The organism is Kribbella sp. NPDC056861 (assembly GCF_040687575.1).
Taxonomy (GTDB): Bacteria; Actinomycetota; Actinomycetes; order Propionibacteriales; family Kribbellaceae; genus Kribbella.
In genome coordinates this window covers 1,437,777-1,453,837 of the sequence record NZ_JBFBNQ010000001.1, presented here as the reverse complement: position 1 = coordinate 1,453,837, position 16,061 = coordinate 1,437,777, and the positions used below count along the sequence as shown (strand labels likewise).

Sequence of the window (16,061 nt, the reverse complement as noted above, 5' to 3'; positions counted from 1 at the left end):
TACCCCGGAGGACCGGAGTACAGGCTGTTGTCTTAGTTCTTAGTCCTTGGCGGTTTTGCCAGGGAGGGCGAGCATGCGGTCGAGGGCGATCTTGGCGTACTTCTCGGTGTCGGGGTCGACCTTGATCGGGTTGACCACGTGGCCGGCTACCAGGTTCTCGAGGGCCCAGACGAAGTGCGGTAGGTCGATGCGGTTCATCGTGGCGCAGTAGCAGGCGGTCTTGTCGAGGAAGACGATGTTCTTGTCGGTGTGCTGCTTGGCCAGTCGCTGCACCAGGTTGAGCTCGGTGCCGACGGCCCAGGACGTGCCGGGCTCGGCCTTGGCGATGGTGTCGATGATGTACTCCGTCGAGCCGACCAGGTCCGCCGCCAGGACGACCTCGTGCTGGCACTCGGGGTGCACGATCACGTTGACGCCGGGGACCCGGCTGCGGACGTCGTCGACGGCGGCGGTGGTGAAGCGGCCGTGCACCGAGCAGTGTCCGCGCCACAGGATCATCTTCGCCTTGGCGAGCTGCTCCTTGGTCAGGCCGCCGCCGGGCTTGTGCGGGTCGTAGACGACGCACTCGTCCAGGCTGATGCCCATCTTCTGGACGGCGGTGTTGCGGCCGAGGTGCTGGTCGGGCAGGAAGAGCACCTTCTCGCCCTGCTGGAAGGCCCAGTCGAGGGCGACGTCGGCGTTGCTCGACGTGCAGACCGCGCCGCCGTTGCGGCCGCAGAACGCCTTGATGTCGGCGCTGGAGTTCATGTAGGTGACCGGCACGGTGATGTCGGCGATGCCGGCGTCGGCGAGCGCGTCCCAGGCCGCCTCGACCTGCTGGATCCGGGCCATGTCGGCCATCGAGCAGCCGGCCGCGAGGTCGGGCAGGATCACCGTCTGGTTCTCGTTGGTGAGGATGTCGGCGGACTCGGCCATGAAGTGCACACCGCAGAACACGATGTACGGCGCGTCCGGCCGGTTGGCCGCGTCGCGGGCGAGCTTGAACGAGTCACCGGTCACGTCGGCGAACTGGATCACCTCGTCGCGCTGGTAGTGGTGGCCGAGCACGAACACCTGGTCGCCGAGCGCAGCCTTGGCCTTCAGCGCCCGCTCGACGAGATGCGGGTCGGAGGCCGGCGGCAACGCGCCGGGACACTCCACTCCGCGCTCCGAATGCGGGTCGGTGTCCCGGCCCAGGAACAGCAACGGGAGAGACTTCGAACCCTCTGCAATGGTCGTCACGTCAACCATCGTGCCACGCCTGGGGTGCCGGTCAGCAGGAGCCACGTCACCTTCCTGACCTGCGGAATCTTGTGCGCGGATGCACAAGCGCGGACAGCTGTGCAAGCATCGGCCAATGGCTGACGTGGTGGTGGTCGGGGCAGGGCTGGCCGGACTCAACTGTGCCCTCGGGCTGCAGGAGAAGGGCCTGACGGTCACGGTGCTCGAAGCGGCCGACCAGGTCGGTGGCCGGGTCCGGACCGATCTGGTCGACGGGTTCCGGTGCGATCACGGCTTCCAGCTGCTCAACCCGTCCTATCCCGCCGTACGCCGGTACGTCGACCTGCCCGCTCTCGACCTGCAGCCCTTCGCCGCAGGCGTCGCGGTCGGGGGAGCCGCCGGTACGACGACAGTCGCCGATCCCCGCCGCGAACCCGGACTGATTGGGCGCTCTCTCCTCAGCGGCTATGTGCGTCCGCTGGAGCTGGCACGGCTCGCTGCCTGGGCTGCTCCCGCGTTGGGGTCGGTGCCTCGACTGCGTGAAGGCAGCGACACCACGCTCGCCGAGTCCCTGGACGAAGCCGGCGTGGACGGCCGCCTGCGCCACGAGATCCTCGAACCGTTCCTGGCCGGCGTGCTCGCCTCCACCGACGGCTCCACCTCGGCGGCTTTCGTGCGACTCCTGCTCCGTGCCTTCCTGCTCGGTACGCCGAGTCTCCCGGCCGCCGGCATGGCGGCGCTGCCCGAGCAGTTGGCGGCGCGACTGGCTGAGCCTGTGCGTACCGGAGTACGGGTTGAGTTGGTGAGTGGTAACTCGGTCAAGACTGCGGACGGCGAGTTAAGCGCTCGGGCCGTGGTGGTCGCCGCCAACCCGACAGCGGGGCTCACCACCGCGCGGGCACCGCGAATGAAGGGGTTGAGCACCTACTGGTTCGCAGCTGATGAGGCGCCGCGGGCAGACAAGCTGCTGGTCGTCGACGGTCACCGCAACGGCCCGATCCTCAACACTGCGGTCATTTCCAACGCGGCGCCGTCGTACGCGCCGCCCGGCCGCCACCTGATCCAGGCGACCACTTTGTGGCCGACAGAGGCCACAGAAGCCGAGGTACGGCTGCAGTTGACCCGCCTCTACGGGCGCTCGGCCGGTGCCTGGGAGCTGATCATCCGCCACGACATCCGCGAGGCGCTGCCCGAGCAGCCCGCGCCGCTGGCTGCCCGTCAGCCGGTGGCGCTCGGCGACAACCTATACGTCGCAGGCGACCACCGCGACACCGCCTCGATCCAGGGGGCGCTGGTCTCCGGCCGCCGGGCCGCGAACGCCGTCGCCGCTACTTTGCGGGGTTGAAGAACGGCGCTTCCGCTCCGTACGCCGTGGGCAACAGCAGCCGGTGGTTCGGGATGACGGTCAGCTCCGCCGCCTCGTCGGCCGTGAACCAGCCGACCTCGGTGACTTCGTCCGACGTCCCTGCCGTGCCGCCGATGACCTCGGCGCGGAACAGGATCCCGATGATCTGCACCCAGGATCCGTCGTGGGAGACCAGCACCAGATCAGGGTCGGAGTAGACACCGAGCAGTGCGGTCGCCCGCACGATCAGCCCGGTCTCCTCGAGCACCTCCCGCTCGGCTGCCTCGGCCGGCCGCTCGCCTGGGTCGATACCGCCGCCCGGCAGACACCATTCGCCGTTGTCCACGCGCCGGGTGAGGAACAGCTTGTCGCCGTCGAGGATCGCGGCGGTGGCACCCGGTCGCAGGGTGGCGCTCGCGGCGATGCGTTCGCCGTACTCGTGGCCGGCATACCCGGGGATGCGGGGCTCAGTCATCGAGGAACTCCTGGTGTGCGGCGAGGCGGCAGGCGTGATCGGCAGCCCGGGTGGTCTCCGGCAGCCGGTACTTCGGGGTCAGGTGCAGGGTGTGCTCGATGGCATTCGCGAGATCGAGACCGTGGCCGACCGAGACGAAGACCGGCTTGACGTTGGGCTGGGTGCGGAGCACGGCGCCGACCACCTCGTCGTCGAGCAGCAGATCGGAGTACGAGGCGCGCTCGGTGGCGGGGGGGGCGAGAAGGTACCGACGAAGGCGTTCTTCGCCACGCCGATGGTGGGGAGGCCGGTGAGCACGCCGAGGTGACAGGCGAGGCCGAAGCGGCGGGGGTGGGCCAGGCCTTGGCCGTCGCAGACGAGGAGGTCCGGCGTGATGGTGAGCTGGTCCAGCGCTTCGAGCAGCGCCGGGACCTCGCGGAAGGCGAACAGGCCGGGGACGTACGGGAAGGTGGTGCGGCCGATAACGATCGCTCGGTCCACCTCGGTCAAGGACGAGCTGTCGAGGACGACGATCGCGGCGGTCAGGTCGTCGCCGTTGTACGCGACATCCAGGCCGGCGACGTACTGGGTGTCGGCCGATGAGGGTCCTGGGCCGGTCGTGTCGACCTGGTCCCGGAGTTGGTCCTGGACGGCGAGCGCTTCGGTTGCTGTGGTCGGCCAGTGCACGGCGTGGACGCTACCGGGCTGCGCCGACAGTCCGTGGGGGTTTGCCCTCACCCGGAGCGCAGCGTGCGGCTCGTCTGTCCGTGGGGTGGTTGCCGGGCGGCCGACCCGGCGCCAGGTAGGGGAGGATGGGCGCATGCGCGTGCTGATTGCTCCGGACAAGTTTGCTGGGACGTTGACCGCTGTCGAGGCGGCGGCCGCGATCGAGGAAGGCTGGCGGCGGCGGGATCCGCAGGCCGTCGTACTGGTGGCGCCGATGGCCGACGGCGGCCCGGGGTTCATCGACGTCCTCGCGGCGGTTGTCGACGGCAAGCTGCTGGCGGTGACCGTGCGCGGGCCGCTGGGCGCCGAGGTGCCGGCGGCGGTGCTGGTCGCGGGGGAGACGGCGTACATCGAGACCGCCCAGGCATGTGGCCTACATCTCGTTGAGCCCGCTGATCGGCGGCCAGAAGACGGGTCGACGTACGGCGTCGGACAGCTCATCGCGGCAGCTGTGGAGGCCGGGGCGAAGCGGATCGTTCTCGGCCTTGGCGGCTCGGGCACCAACGACGCCGGCTCGGGCCTGCTGGCGGCGCTCGGGGCGACCAGCGAGGGCGGGTCTCTCGAGGCAGGTGCCAAGGGGCTCCAGACGTTGACCGCCGTCGACCTGCAGCCTGCGCTGGACAAGCTCGCCGGGGTCGAGTTCGTGGCCGCGAGCGACGTCGAGAACCCGATGCTCGGGCTGCGCGGCGCGACCAACATCTTCGGGACCCAGAAGGGCATCACCGACGAGCGCAAGCCGGCCGTCGACGGCTACCTGACCACCTTCGCGGAGCTCGCGGGGCGCAAAACCGCTGATCAGAAGGGTGCCGGCGCCGCCGGCGGTCTCGGGTACGCGTTGCTGCTGCTCGGCGCCGAGCGGGTCTCCGGGATCGATCTGGTCGCGGAGCTGACCGGTCTGGAGGCCAAGGCCAAGCAGGTCGACCTGGTGCTGACCGGCGAGGGCGCGTTCGACTTCCAGTCCCGCGACGGCAAGGTGATCTCCGGCGTGGCGAAGGTCGCCAACGACGCGATGCGGCCGTGTGTGGTGCTGGCCGGGAAGGTCCAGATCGGCGCCCGCGAGATGCGCACGATGGGCGTCGAGTCGGCGTACTCGCTGGTCGACGCGGTGGGCGAGGCGCAGGCCTTCGCCGACCCGCACGGCTCGCTCGCGTCCGTCGCGGAGCGGGTCGCCAAGACCTGGGCCCGCTGAGACCAGCCGGTACGTCGTACCGCCGCCGCTGGTCTCAGGGGTGAGGCGTGAAGTTGATCCGTGAAAATGGTGTGCGACCATGGGAATGGTTCGGGATCAGCCGACGTTGGCCCGAATGACAGCGGACTTTCCGCGCGTGGCCGCCTGCCCAAAGCGGCCGGGCGCTCATGAGATGACTGGAGTCAGGAATGACTGAAGCGCAGACCGAGGCAGTGCAGACTGCGGAGGGCACCACGACGGGCAGCGGCATCCTGCTGACCGATGGCGCCGCCGCCAAGGTGAAGGCGCTGCTGGACCAGGAAGGTCGCGACGACCTGGCCCTGCGGGTCGCAGTGCAGCCGGGCGGGTGCTCCGGACTGCGGTACCAGCTGTTCTTCGACGAGCGTCAGCTCGACGGCGACGTGGTGACCGACTTCGACGGCGTCAGCGTCGTCACCGACCGGATGAGCTCGCCGTACCTCAAGGGTGCGTCGATCGACTTCGTGGACACCATCGAGAAGCAGGGCTTCACGATCGACAACCCGAACGCGACCGGCTCCTGCGCGTGCGGCGACTCGTTCAACTGAGCTAGCACCGAAAAGCCCCGCTCACCGGCAACGGTGAGCGGGGCTTTTGCTTGCCGTCAGTGCGCGACGGTCTCTTCGCGGGCTCGGCGAGGCAGTGCGAAGGTGACCAGCAGGCTGACCACGAACAGCCCGACCGCGACCAGGGTGGCCGACTTGGTGGCGCCGAGGAACTGGTGCTCCGGCAGCAGCTGGAAGAAGATCGTGCCGATCACCGCGACCCCGATCGCGCCGCCGTACTGCTGCATCGCGGTCAGCAGGCCGGAGGCCGAGCCTGCTGCCTGGTCGTCGATCGAGGCCAGGATGATGTCGAACAGCGGGGCGAACACCATGCCCGCGCCGATCCCACAGGCCAGCGTGGCCGGGACCAGGTTCCAGATCGTGGTCGCGTCGCCCTGCAGGTGCAGGGTGAACCAGACGCCGGCCATCGCCAGCGTCATCACGACGATGCCGAGCTGCAGCGCGAGCCGGCCGAGCCGGGGTGCCAGGAACCCGCCGGACAGCGGCGCGCCGATCGCGATTCCGAGCGAGAACGGCACCATCGCGACCCCGGCCTTGAGTGGGCTGTAGTGCAGTCCGAGCTGGGTGAACAGGTTGAAGACCAGCATGAAACCGGACATCGCCAGGAAGAACGAGGTGATCACGCCGAGCCCCGCGACGTACCCGCGGCTGCGGAACAGCGAGGGGTCGATCACGGGAGCGCCGGAGCGACGCTCGCGCCAGCCGAACAGCGCGAAGACGGCGACGGACGAGACCAGCATCGCGATCGACCAGGCCGGCCAGCCGAGCTCGCGGCCCTGCACCAGCGGGTAGATCAACAGTCCGGAGGCGAGGCTGACCAGCAGCACCCCGAGGGTGTCGAGCCGGGTGGCGCCCTCGGTCTTCACCTCGGGCATGTAGCGCAGCGCGCCGAACAGGGCCAGCGCGCCGATCGGGACGTTGATGAAGAAGATCATCCGCCAGCCGGCGTCGAACCAGTTCGCGCTGATCAGCACGCCCGCGATGATCGGGCCGGCCACCGCGGACAGGCCCATCACCGGTCCGAACAGGCTGAACGCCTTGCCGATCTCCTGCGGTGGGAAGACCGCCTTCAGGATCGCGAACCCCTGCGGGATCATCACCGCGCCGAGCAGGCCCTGCGCGATCCGGCTGCCGATCAGCATCTCCGGCGAGGTGGCCAGCCCGCAGATCGCCGACGAGACGGTGAAGCCGACCGCGCCGATCAGGAACAGCCGCCGCCGGCCGACCAGGTCGCCGAGCCGGCCGAAGGTGATCAGGCCGATCGCGAAGGCGAGCGTGTAGCCGGTCAGCATCCACTGCATCGCTGCCTCGGAGCCGCCCAGCTCGGCCCGGATCGACGGCGCGGCGATGTTCACGATGGTGGCGTCGACCAGGTCCATGATCTCGGCGACCAGCACGGTCCCGAGCACGATCCAGCGCCACTGGTACGCCGGTGCGGTGGTTTCGGCCGGTGATCCGGCCAGGGTTGAGGTGCTCATCGGCGGCCCCCTCTCAGATAGAACGGTGTTCGTTGACGAACACTGTTCTACTCACGAACACCGTTCGTGTCAAGTACAGTGTTCTGCATGAACCAGTCGCCATGGCAGCCGATCAGCCCCGAGAAGCCGGCCCGCCCGGTCCGCGAGCCGCTCAGCCGGGACCGGATCGTCGACGCGGCGATGGAGCTGCTGCTCGAGCAGGGCTACGAGGCGGTCTCGATGCGCAAGGTCGCCCAGGCGCTGAACACCGGCCCGGCCTCGCTCTACGCGCACGTCGCGAACAAGAAGGAGCTCGACCAGCTGCTGGTCGACCGCGCGGCGGCGGGCATCATCAAGATCCACGAGCCCGACCCGGAGCGCTGGCAGGAGCAGCTCAAGGAGACGATGCGCTCGATGCTGCAGATGATGCGGGCGTATCCGGGGGTGGCCCGGGCCGCGATCGGCCAGGTGCCGCTCGGCGAGCGCGCGTTGGAGAGCACCGAGAACATGCTCGCGATCCTCAAAGCCGGCAAGCTGCCGGATCAGGCGGCCGCCTGGGCGGTCGACCTGATCCCGCTGTACGTCACCGCGATCGCGTTCGAGGAGAGCGTCCAGGGCGGAGCTGCCTGGTCCGACGAGGACCTGGTCCGGTACATCGGGGAGCTGCGGCAGTTCTTCGAAGGGCTGCCGGCGGCGAAGTTCCCGGTCACGATCGCTCTCGCGTCTGCGCTCACCTCGGGCGCCCAGGGCGACGAGCGGTTCGAGTTCGGCATCCAGGTGATCGTCGCCGGCCTGGCGTCGCTCGCCGAGAACTGAGTCAGCTTCTGATCGGCTCCTGAAGTTCGGTGACCCAGTCGGCAGGGTCCTCGGGTGTATCCAGGTACAGCTCGCGGGCCGGTCCGCCGGACTGATGACCGTTGTTGTCGAGCCAGCGGGCCAACGCCTGCCACGCGGGCAGGACGTCGTCGATCGGCCCACGATGCACCAACGTCGCGGCCCGGGTGGCGGGCAGATCCAGCACCGTCAGACCATTGAGCACGGCATCGGAATCAACAGCAGCCGGTACTGCGGCCAGCAGGCGCACCTCGTCGCCGGCCGGCTCGTACAGGCAGGTCAACCGCCCACTCGGCCGGACACCAGTTGCCTCAGGCAACCGCTGGCCCAGCTCGGCGCAGAGCGGCTGGATCACCGGCCCGATCTCCTCGGGAGTGAAGCTGTTCGCCGTACCGGACAACGCCACGAACCGGATGGCCGGCAGCTCCTTCAGCACCACGGCCGGCACCTCGTCGCCCTGCTCGATACTGCGCAGCCGCGACTCGACCTGGGTCAGCCGCGCGGCGCTCTCGGCCACAACGGTCTCCAGTTCGGCCTGCCGCAACCTCAGCATCGCCCGGACCTCGACCAGGCTGATCTCGTCGGCGAGCATCGTGCGCACCTGTTCGAGGGTGAAGCCCAGATCCTTCAGGGCGACGATCCGGTTCAGGTCGGCGAGTTGGGCGGCGTCGTAGCTGCGGTAACTGGTCGCGTCGTCGACGTGCGCGGGCCGGAGCAGCCCGATGGCGTCGTAGTGCCGCAGCATCCGCACGGACACCCGGCCGTGTCTGGCGAAGTCACCGATCGCGAACATGGTCAGAGTGAACCAGTAGCGAGGTCCGCGAAGGTGATCGCGGTGTCGTCCTCGTGGAACGCGCTGATCACCTGAGCCCCCACCGGCAGGCCGTCGGACGGGACCGGCATGCTCACCGCGGGGAGTCCGGTCAGCGAGGCGTGCGAGATCCAGAAGACCTGCGCGTCGTACGGCCGACCCTCGATCGTCCGCTCGTCGAACGGCCGGTCGTCGTGCGGGAACGCGGTGGTGAAGCTCGTCGGGCAGAGGAACACGTCGATGTCGGAGAAGTAGGACTGCCAGGCTGCCCGGGCCGCCAGCCTGCGGCGCTCCTCCGCGACCACCTCGGCCAGGGTGCTGAAGTCGGCGCCGTCGCCGTTCAGCGCGAAGAACAGGCCGATCTGGAAGCCGAACGCCTCCGCCTGATCGCTCGGGTCCACGCCGTCGGGCCAGCCCTCGATGATCTTGACGCCTTGCCGGGCCAGCGCGTCGACCTGGTTGGAGAGAGCGGCGCCGACCTCGGCGGTCACCGGTGCATCCGGGTGGTCAAGCACGACGCCCACCCGGAAGTCGCTGAGCGTCCGATGCCGCGGAGGCTCCAGCCGCCACGACATCGCCTTGCCGACCGGGCCGCCGGTGACCTGCAGCGCAGTACGGAGATCGCCTGCTGACCGGGCGAGCGGGCCGACGTTCGACATGCTCGGGAACTCGTTCGCTACCGCCGGAATACCCGGTGGCTGAAACCCGTCCAGCGGCACTACGCCCGCGGTGGGCTTCAGGCCGTAGACCCCGCAGTACGCCGCGGGCAGCCGGATCGAGCCGACCAGGTCCGAGCCGTACTCGAGATAGGTCAACCCGGCCGCCAGCGCAGCGGCTGCGCCGCCGCTGGAGCCACCCGGCGTACGGGTGAGGTCATGGGGGTTGTTGGTGCGGCCGTAGATCGCGTTGTCGGTCTGCCCGAAGTCGCCGAGCATCGTGTGCACGTTGGTCTTGCCGACGATGATCGCGCCGGCCTGGGTCAACCGCTCGACCAGCGTGGCGGAGGTGTCGGGGACATAGTCCGCGGAGTCCGGATCGCCCCACGTAGTACGGAGTCCGGCGACGTCGATGGCCTCTTTCACCGTCATCGGTACGCCGTGCAGCGGGCCGAGGTCCGCTCCTGCCGCGACCGCCTCGTCAGCGGCAGTCGCAGCCTGGAGCGCGTACTCCGGTCGCGTCTCGACCACGGCGTTGACGCTCGTGTCGGCGGCGATCAGGGCCAGCAGTTGTTCGGTGAGTTCACGGGACGAGGCCTGCCCGGCGCGAATCGCGGCGGTGGCCTGCTGTGCGGTGCTGTATTCGCTCATGCCGCCAGAAGTACGGTCTGACACCGTGTCAGGGTCAAGCAGGTCGTGAAGTCGAGTAGGGGCTCAACCTCATCCTGACCACCAAGGTGTCGACCGCATCCGGCTGGACCCTGGCCGGAGTACTGGTCGGGGCGCTGGTGAAGGCGCGTCGCAGCTCAGCGTCCGGAATCGCGTCGGGACCGAGGAGGGCGATGCGGCGCAGCCCTTCTGCCGGCATGACCGCCGCCTCGCGGCGTACCCGGCGGCCTGCTGCGGTGAGCCCGGTCAGCGGCCACCTCAACGCCAGACCGAGCGCCGCGAGCCGGCCCCGCGTGGCCCGGACAGCGTCCGACCGCTCGACGGCCGCGATCAGCGAACTCAGCTGTACGCCGGCCACCGGCACCACGTCGAGCACAGCCCGCTCCACCGGCTCGAGCTCGGTCCAGCCGTCATCGAGCCGGTAGACCCGCGTCCCGTTGAGCTCCAACTGCCCTGACTGGCAGAGCGCGAGCACCCCCGTCAGCACGGCCCGCCGTGACCCACCACAAAGAAAAGCCAACTCGTGCAATGACAACGCCGTTGCTCTGGTCATGACATCCTCCCCTTGGTTCTGGCCAGTTGGACCAGCAGAACCGCCTCGCGGTTCCCAACGGCAGCTGGGAAAGTAGCGGACAGAAACTGGCCGGTACTCCGCCTAGCGTTGGTCTCACCAGCCGACGTAGGAGGAAGCACCATGACGGTCACCCCGATCCCCGCGGGCTACACGACGGTCACGCCGTGGATGATCTCGCCGGACACCGCTGCGCTGATGGACTATCTGGCCCGAGCCTTCGGGGCCAAGGAACTCTTCCGCCTCGCCACCGAGGACGGCGTGATCGAACACGCCGAGATGCAGCTCGGCGACGCGAAGGTGATGATGTTCGACGCCCGTCCGGACTGGCCGCCGACGCCCGCCTTCCTGCGCCTGTACGTCGAGGACGCGCACGCGACCCACCGGCAGGCGATCGAGGCCGGTGGCACCTCGGTCACCGAGGTCACCAATCTGGCCTGGGGAGACCTGGTCGGCCGGGTGCGCGATCCGCTCGGCAACCTCTACTGGATCCAGACCAAGATCGAGGACCTGACCGAGGAGGAGCTGGCCGCGCGGTACTCGGATCCGGTGTTCGCAAAGGCGATGGCGTACGTGCAGAGTGCCGACTTCTTCCCGGGCGGATCAGCCAAGTAGCCGCAGGGCGGTCAATACGTAGGTCTTGGCGGCGATCACGAGCTCGTCGACGCCGACGGATTCGTCGGCGCGATGGGCCTGGCTCACCACCGAACCGGGTCCGAGGACAACCACCGGTACGCCGAGGTCGCGGGCGACATAGCCGCCGTCGCAGGCTGCCGTCCAACCCCCGAGCGGCAGACCCGGACCGCCTGCGTCGGTGAGCGCCGCGTCGGTCACGGTCACCAGGTCGGCGTCGGCGGGCGTCAGGAAGGCCGGCATCTCCATCGGCATCTCCAGCTCGACCGAGAGGCCACGGTCTTCCAGTTTCAGCGCAGCCACCCGGGTCCGCAGATCATCGAGCACGGCTGCGGGTGACTCGCCGGGAAGCAGTCGGCGATCGGCCACCAGCACACACTCGGCCGGCACGATCGAGCCACCGGTCCCACCCTGGATCTGACCGACACTCCAGGTCGCGGCGCCGAGCAGCGGATGCGGCGCTTTCGCCAGCTCCGCATGGAGTTTCTCGATCTCGGCGATGACGGCTGCCGCGCCGTAGATCGCGTTGGCGCCGTCGGCCGGGTTGCCCGCGTGGCAGGACTTCCCGTGCACGGAGACCTTCAGGTACGAGTCGCCGCGAGCGCCGATGATGGTCTGCAGGTCGGTCGGCTCGGCGGTGATGCAGCCGAGCCACGACTGGCTCGCGCTGTCGACGTACGAGCGGATGCCTTTGCCGGTCTCCTCTTCGTCCATCAGGGCGGCCAGTTCGACCGGGCCGCTGAGGCCGGCACCGCGCAGCGCGGCCAAGGCCACCAAGGCTGCGGCCAGGCCGCCTTTCATGTCCGATGCGCCACGACCGTAGAGGCGGCCGTCGGTGAGTTCGCCGCCGAACGGATCCTTCGTCCAGCCGTCCCCGACCGGTACGACGTCGGTGTGGCCGACCAGGAGCAGCCCCGGCCCGTTGCCACCGGCCAGCGTGATGCTGACGTTCTCCCGGCCCGGCTCGACCCGGCTCTCGACCACCTCCAGACCGAGCTCGATCGCCGCCGCGCTCAACGCGGCGACCGTCGCCGCCTCCTCGCCAGGAGGGTTCTGCCCGGTCGCGCGCAGCAGGCGCTGGGTGACCGTGACGAGGAGGTCCGTGTCGACGCGGTCGAGGACAGCTTGTTCGGCAGGTGTGATCACCGGCCCAGTCTCGCAACCAGGCCGGGGAAAGAGCGAGCGACGGCGAATCGCTGTTGAATTGTCGGCAACGTCGAACAGGGGAGACGCATGACCAAGCAGGCAGTCGAGCTTGTCGAGGGCTATCGGACCGGCGCGCTCTCTCCGGTCGAGGCCACCCAGGACGCGCTGGCCGCGATCGAGCGGTACGACGCGCAGGTGAACGCGTTCGTCCTGGTCGATGCCGAGGGAGCGCTCGCGGCCGCGAAGGAGTCGGAGGCCAGGTGGCGGTCGGGTCAGCCATTGGGCCCGGGTGACGGAGTACCGACGTCGATCAAGGACGCGTTGTGGACGCAGGGTTGGCCGACGTTGCGGGGCAGCACCTTGATCGATGCGGCGCAGCCGTGGGACGAGGACGCGCCTTGTGTCGCACGGTTGCGTGAGACGGGCGCGGTGATTCTCGGGAAGACGACGACGCCGGAGTACTCGTGGAAGGGGGTCACCGACTCCTCGGAGTACGGGGTGACCGGTAATCCGTGGGATCCGGCGAGGACGTCGGGTGGATCGAGCGGCGGGTCGGCGACCGCGGTCGGTCTCGGGATGGGGGCGTGGTCGGTCGGGACCGACGGTGGTGGGTCGGTGCGGATCCCGGCGGCTTTCACCGGGACGGTGGCGCTGAAACCGACGCACGGGTTGGTGCCGCTGTATCCGCCGAGTGCGTTCGGGACGCTGTCGCATGCGGGGCCGATGACGCGGACCGTGCGGGACAACGCGGCGCTGCTCGACATCATCAGCGGCTTCGACCCGCGGGACTGGTCAGCGATGCCGACGCCCGCTCGGTCCTTCCTCGACGGGCTTGATGATGGAGTGGCGGGATTGCGAATCGCCTACTCGCGCAATCTGGGGTTCGTCGCCAACGATCCGGAGGTCGATGCGCTTGTGCAGGCGGCGGTGGCGAAACTCGCCGACGCAGGCGCGCAGGTGACCGAGGTCGATCCTGGATTCGCCGATCCGATCGAGGCGTTCGACGTGTTGTGGTGCACGGGAGCGGCCAAGCTGCTGGCGGCTCATGGCGACGCGGTGGGTGATCGCGTCGACCCGGGACTACGGCGTACGGCGGGCGCGGCGTACACGGCGGCGGACTATCTCAAGGCAATCGACGTGCGGGCCGAGCTTGGCCGGGCGATGGGCGTGTTCCACCAGCAGTACGACGTACTGGTCACGCCGACGCTCCCGCTGACCGCCTTCCCGGTCGGCCAGGATGTGCCGGACAACTGGCACTCACCTGAGTGGACGAGCTGGACGCCGTACACGTATCCGTTCAATCTCACCCAGCAGCCTGCCCTGAGCGTCCCCTGCGGTCTGACCTCGCGAGGCCTCCCGGTCGGTCTGCAGATCGTCGGTGCCCGCCACGCGGACGCACTCGTACTGCGAGTCGGCCAGGCCTACCAAGCCATCACCGACTGGCATCTCCGCACGCCGGCTACTTCGAGGTGAGAGTCGCCTCCAGCGGGCCGAAGCCGACGTTGAAGTGGAGATCGACGGTGAGACGGTCGCCCTCGGGGCGGCACCGGAGGGTCGCCACGAACGGCGTCTCGACATAGCGGACCGTCACGACCGTGGTGTCGCCTTCACCGGAGACGCTGGTGACTAGTCGCTGCGGTGGGTCTTGCAGGGTGTCGAGCGCCTCGGTCCAGTCGCCCGGGGTGCAAACGATATCGAGCGTTTCGCTCTTCTCTGGCACCTGCAGGGTCAGCGTGACGGTCTCGCCCAGCGTGATCGCGGTGACGCCGGTGTCGTTCGGGTCGAGCTGGTAGGTCCGGCCGTTGCCTTGCGGGGCCGAGCCGGTGGGAGCCGGCAGCTCCAGCGTCGCCGGCCGCGGTGTCCCGTCGCCGGTGCCACCCTCGAACGCGGGCAGCAGGTGCTCGAAGGTCAGGTCCAGCACGGCCTGCATGTCCGGTGAGGCGCTGGTGATCACCAGCGTGGCGTCGTGGTCGGGAAAGACCAGGCAGTACTGACCGAAGGCGCCGTCGCCGCGGTATGTGTTGTGCCGCGCGCGCCAGAACTGGTACCCGTAGCCCTGTCGCCAGTCCTCATTGTCCTGGTTGGAGTTGTCCACCTGCTTCTTGGTGGCTTCGTCGATCCAGGCGGCGGGCACGAGCTGCTTACCGTCCCACTCGCCGCGTTGGAGCAGCAGCTGGCTGAACTTCGCCAGTGACTCCGTGTTGATGCTCAGGCCCCAGCCGCCGGTGACGATGCCCTCGCGTGACAGCTGCCAGGTCGCCTCGTCGATGCCGAGCGGCTCGAACAGCCGTGGTCGCAGGTAATCCAGCAGGGTCTCGCCGGTGATCTTCTGCAGGATCGCGGACAGCGTGTACGTCGCGCGGTTGTTGTAGGCGAAGGGCGCGCCCGGCGCGTGCTCCACCTCGAGCCCGAGGAAGGTGCGAACCATCCGCGGGTCCCGGTCGATGCTGTCGGCGACCTCCTGCATGTGCCCGGTCGACATCGTCAGCAGGTGCCTGACCTCCATCGCGGCCAGGTGGTCGCTGATCTTGTCCGGCAGGTCGTCGCCGTCGAAGAAGGACACCATCTTGTCCTCGAGCGACAGCCTGCCCTCCGCGATCAGCAGGCCGATCCCGGTCGAGGTGAAGCTCTTCGACACCGAGAACAGGGCGTGCCGCTCGTGCAACCGGTACGGCGTCCACTCCGCCTCGAGCACCACCTGGCCGTGCCGCATCAGCATCAGCGTCTGGAGCTCCTGACCGGACGCATCGAGCGCCGCGACGAAAGCGTCCAGCGCGCCGGTGGATAGACCCTGGGATTCTGGGGTACTCCGTGGAAGGCTGCTCACCTTGTGCACGCTATCTCCTCGGACGGACAGAAAACTGTGAGCTCACGCGCCGCCGTGATCATGAACCCCATCAAGGTCCCCGAAGGCTTCCGCGGCAAGGTCGACGCCGCGCTCGCCGAGCGCGGATTCACCGACACCCTCTGGCTGGAGACGACCGAGGACGACGCCGGTACGACGATGGCCAAGCGGGCGATCGACGAGACGGTCGAGCTGGTCCTGGTGGCCGGCGGTGACGGCACCGTCCGGGTGGTCTGCGCCGAGCTGGCCCGGACCGCGATCCCGGTCGCCGTGCTGCCGGCCGGCACCGGCAACCTGCTGGCCCGCAACCTCGGCATCTCGCTCGACCTCGACGCCGCCCTGGCCGAGCTGCTCGACGGCAAGGAGCAGCGGATCGACTCCGTCCAGGTCGAGGGCGACCAGCTCAGCATGGACCGGTTCGTGGTGATGGCCGGCCTCGGCCTGGACGCCGCGATCATCGCCGACGCCCCCGACGGGCTGAAGAAGCACGTCGGCTGGGCGGCGTACGTGGTGTCGACGGTGAAGAACCTGAACCACCCGTTCGTCAAGGTGGAGATCACCATCGACGACAAGCCCCCGGTACGCCGCCGTGCGCGCACCGTCGTGATCGGCAACGTCGGCACGCTGCAGGCCAACATCCCACTGCTGCCCGACGCGAAGCCCGACGACGGCCTGATCGACCTGGTCGTGCTGGCCCCCCGCCGGGTCAGCCACTGGCCCCGGCTGGCCCTCAGCCTGGTGGTCAAGTCGATGGCCGAAGGCCGCCACATCGAGCGCTTCACCGGCCACACCATCCAGGTCAAGGCCGCCACCCCGGTCCGCCGCCAGCTCGACGGCGACGAGATCGGCAACGGCCGCATCCTCACCGCCAAGGTCGACCCCGAAGCCCTCCTGGTCCGCGTGCCCTGACCTCAGCCACCCGGTGAGGTGGCTGAGGTCTT

The 16,061-nt window shown here is 69.1% G+C and carries 16 protein-coding genes and 1 pseudogene; 7 read left to right on the top strand and 10 right to left on the bottom strand.

The features are described from left to right. Positions 1-39 precede the first annotated feature (39 nt). Positions 40-1,230, bottom strand: a complete 1,191-nt coding sequence (gene nadA / locus AB0P21_RS06600; RefSeq protein WP_363694245.1) for a quinolinate synthase NadA — start codon at positions 1,228-1,230, stop codon at positions 40-42. A gap of 106 nt (positions 1,231-1,336) precedes the next feature. Between nadA and AB0P21_RS06595 the strand changes: the two genes are divergently transcribed. Beyond that, positions 1,337-2,545, top strand: a complete 1,209-nt coding sequence (locus AB0P21_RS06595; protein WP_363694243.1) for an NAD(P)/FAD-dependent oxidoreductase — start codon at positions 1,337-1,339, stop codon at positions 2,543-2,545. Here the strand turns inward: AB0P21_RS06595 and AB0P21_RS06590 are convergent. The 3 genes and pseudogenes from AB0P21_RS06590 to AB0P21_RS06580 form a co-directional block, all read right to left on the bottom strand. Continuing rightward, positions 2,529-3,020, bottom strand: a complete 492-nt coding sequence (locus AB0P21_RS06590; protein WP_363694241.1) for an NUDIX domain-containing protein — start codon at positions 3,018-3,020, stop codon at positions 2,529-2,531. The genes AB0P21_RS06595 and AB0P21_RS06590 overlap by 17 nt on opposite strands. Next, entirely contained in the window at positions 3,013-3,204 is a 192-nt protein-coding gene (locus tag AB0P21_RS06585) for an endonuclease V (protein WP_363694239.1), read from the bottom strand. Before AB0P21_RS06585 ends, AB0P21_RS06590 begins: the two co-directional genes overlap by 8 nt. A 113-nt stretch (positions 3,205-3,317) precedes the next feature. Then, a pseudogene (locus AB0P21_RS06580) lies at positions 3,318-3,821 on the bottom strand (endonuclease V); the annotation flags it as partial. On the opposite strand from AB0P21_RS06580, the gene AB0P21_RS06575 reads away from it, so the two are divergent. Further along, the gene (locus tag AB0P21_RS06575; protein WP_363694237.1) at positions 3,820-4,914 is read left to right on the top strand and encodes a glycerate kinase; all 1,095 of its coding nucleotides are present in this window, start codon (positions 3,820-3,822) and stop codon (positions 4,912-4,914) included. The pseudogene AB0P21_RS06580 and the gene AB0P21_RS06575 sit on opposite strands and share 2 nt — an antisense overlap. A gap of 188 nt (positions 4,915-5,102) precedes the next feature. Continuing rightward, positions 5,103-5,480 (top strand): iron-sulfur cluster assembly accessory protein, encoded by a 378-nt coding sequence (locus AB0P21_RS06570; RefSeq protein ID WP_270131092.1) that lies wholly within the window; start codon positions 5,103-5,105, stop codon positions 5,478-5,480. 56 nt (positions 5,481-5,536) lie between these two features. Here AB0P21_RS06570 and AB0P21_RS06565 read toward each other — a convergent pair whose 3' ends face one another. After that, positions 5,537-6,976 carry a DHA2 family efflux MFS transporter permease subunit gene (locus AB0P21_RS06565; protein WP_363694235.1) on the bottom strand — a complete coding sequence of 480 codons (1,440 nt, stop codon included), beginning with the start codon at positions 6,974-6,976 and terminating at the stop codon, positions 5,537-5,539. A gap of 87 nt (positions 6,977-7,063) precedes the next feature. Between AB0P21_RS06565 and AB0P21_RS06560 the strand changes: the two genes are divergently transcribed. Beyond that, positions 7,064-7,771 (top strand): TetR/AcrR family transcriptional regulator, encoded by a 708-nt coding sequence (locus tag AB0P21_RS06560; RefSeq protein WP_363694233.1) that lies wholly within the window; start codon positions 7,064-7,066, stop codon positions 7,769-7,771. Position 7,772: 1 nt separating this feature from the next. Here AB0P21_RS06560 and AB0P21_RS06555 read toward each other — a convergent pair whose 3' ends face one another. Genes AB0P21_RS06555 through AB0P21_RS06545 form a run of 3 tightly spaced genes read right to left on the bottom strand, consistent with a single transcriptional unit; the run spans position 7,773 to position 10,478 of the window. Continuing rightward, positions 7,773-8,582: a MerR family transcriptional regulator gene (locus AB0P21_RS06555; protein WP_363694232.1), complete on the bottom strand. Its 810-nt coding sequence runs from the start codon at positions 8,580-8,582 to the stop codon at positions 7,773-7,775. Positions 8,583-8,584: 2 nt separating this feature from the next. Continuing rightward, positions 8,585-9,907, bottom strand: a complete 1,323-nt coding sequence (locus AB0P21_RS06550) for an amidase family protein (protein ID WP_363694230.1) — start codon at positions 9,905-9,907, stop codon at positions 8,585-8,587. Positions 9,908-9,941: 34 nt separating this feature from the next. Then, positions 9,942-10,478, bottom strand: coding sequence for a TIGR04222 domain-containing membrane protein (locus tag AB0P21_RS06545; RefSeq protein ID WP_363694228.1), 537 nt, complete (start codon positions 10,476-10,478; stop codon positions 9,942-9,944). A gap of 141 nt (positions 10,479-10,619) precedes the next feature. Between AB0P21_RS06545 and AB0P21_RS06540 the strand changes: the two genes are divergently transcribed. Then, on the top strand, positions 10,620-11,111 hold the full coding sequence (locus tag AB0P21_RS06540) for a VOC family protein (RefSeq protein WP_363694226.1): 492 nt from the start codon (positions 10,620-10,622) through the stop codon (positions 11,109-11,111). Here the strand turns inward: AB0P21_RS06540 and AB0P21_RS06535 are convergent. Next, positions 11,100-12,275 (bottom strand): M20 family metallopeptidase, encoded by a 1,176-nt coding sequence (locus AB0P21_RS06535; protein ID WP_363694224.1) that lies wholly within the window; start codon positions 12,273-12,275, stop codon positions 11,100-11,102. The two genes, AB0P21_RS06540 and AB0P21_RS06535, sit on opposite strands and share 12 nt — an antisense overlap. 87 nt (positions 12,276-12,362) lie before the next feature. On the opposite strand from AB0P21_RS06535, the gene AB0P21_RS06530 reads away from it, so the two are divergent. Further along, a complete protein-coding gene (locus tag AB0P21_RS06530) occupies positions 12,363-13,748 on the top strand; it encodes an amidase (RefSeq protein ID WP_363694222.1) in 1,386 nt (461 codons plus the stop codon). Here the strand turns inward: AB0P21_RS06530 and AB0P21_RS06525 are convergent. Next, the gene (locus AB0P21_RS06525; RefSeq protein WP_363694221.1) at positions 13,735-15,102 is read right to left on the bottom strand and encodes a serine hydrolase; all 1,368 of its coding nucleotides are present in this window, start codon (positions 15,100-15,102) and stop codon (positions 13,735-13,737) included. The genes AB0P21_RS06530 and AB0P21_RS06525 overlap by 14 nt on opposite strands. Before the next feature lie 36 nt (positions 15,103-15,138). Between AB0P21_RS06525 and AB0P21_RS06520 the strand changes: the two genes are divergently transcribed. Continuing rightward, positions 15,139-16,029, top strand: a complete 891-nt coding sequence (locus AB0P21_RS06520) for a diacylglycerol kinase family protein (RefSeq protein WP_363694219.1) — start codon at positions 15,139-15,141, stop codon at positions 16,027-16,029. Positions 16,030-16,061: the final 32 nt, after the last annotated feature.

What these genes read in the sequence shown, in the direction of transcription:
- nadA (WP_363694245.1), bottom strand. Translation starts at nt 1,230, where the DNA reads ATGGTTGACGTGACGACCATTGCAGAGGGTTCGAAGTCTCTCCCGTTG.
- AB0P21_RS06595 (WP_363694243.1), top strand. Translation starts at nt 1,337, where the DNA reads ATGGCTGACGTGGTGGTGGTCGGGGCAGGGCTGGCCGGACTCAACTGT.
- AB0P21_RS06590 (WP_363694241.1), bottom strand. Translation starts at nt 3,020, where the DNA reads ATGACTGAGCCCCGCATCCCCGGGTATGCCGGCCACGAGTACGGCGAA.
- AB0P21_RS06575 (WP_363694237.1), top strand. Translation starts at nt 3,820, where the DNA reads ATGCGCGTGCTGATTGCTCCGGACAAGTTTGCTGGGACGTTGACCGCT.
- AB0P21_RS06570 (WP_270131092.1), top strand. Translation starts at nt 5,103, where the DNA reads ATGACTGAAGCGCAGACCGAGGCAGTGCAGACTGCGGAGGGCACCACG.
- AB0P21_RS06565 (WP_363694235.1), bottom strand. Translation starts at nt 6,976, where the DNA reads ATGAGCACCTCAACCCTGGCCGGATCACCGGCCGAAACCACCGCACCG.
- AB0P21_RS06560 (WP_363694233.1), top strand. Translation starts at nt 7,064, where the DNA reads ATGAACCAGTCGCCATGGCAGCCGATCAGCCCCGAGAAGCCGGCCCGC.
- AB0P21_RS06555 (WP_363694232.1), bottom strand. Translation starts at nt 8,582, where the DNA reads ATGTTCGCGATCGGTGACTTCGCCAGACACGGCCGGGTGTCCGTGCGG.
- AB0P21_RS06550 (WP_363694230.1), bottom strand. Translation starts at nt 9,907, where the DNA reads ATGAGCGAATACAGCACCGCACAGCAGGCCACCGCCGCGATTCGCGCC.
- AB0P21_RS06545 (WP_363694228.1), bottom strand. Translation starts at nt 10,478, where the DNA reads ATGACCAGAGCAACGGCGTTGTCATTGCACGAGTTGGCTTTTCTTTGT.
- AB0P21_RS06540 (WP_363694226.1), top strand. Translation starts at nt 10,620, where the DNA reads ATGACGGTCACCCCGATCCCCGCGGGCTACACGACGGTCACGCCGTGG.
- AB0P21_RS06530 (WP_363694222.1), top strand. Translation starts at nt 12,363, where the DNA reads ATGACCAAGCAGGCAGTCGAGCTTGTCGAGGGCTATCGGACCGGCGCG.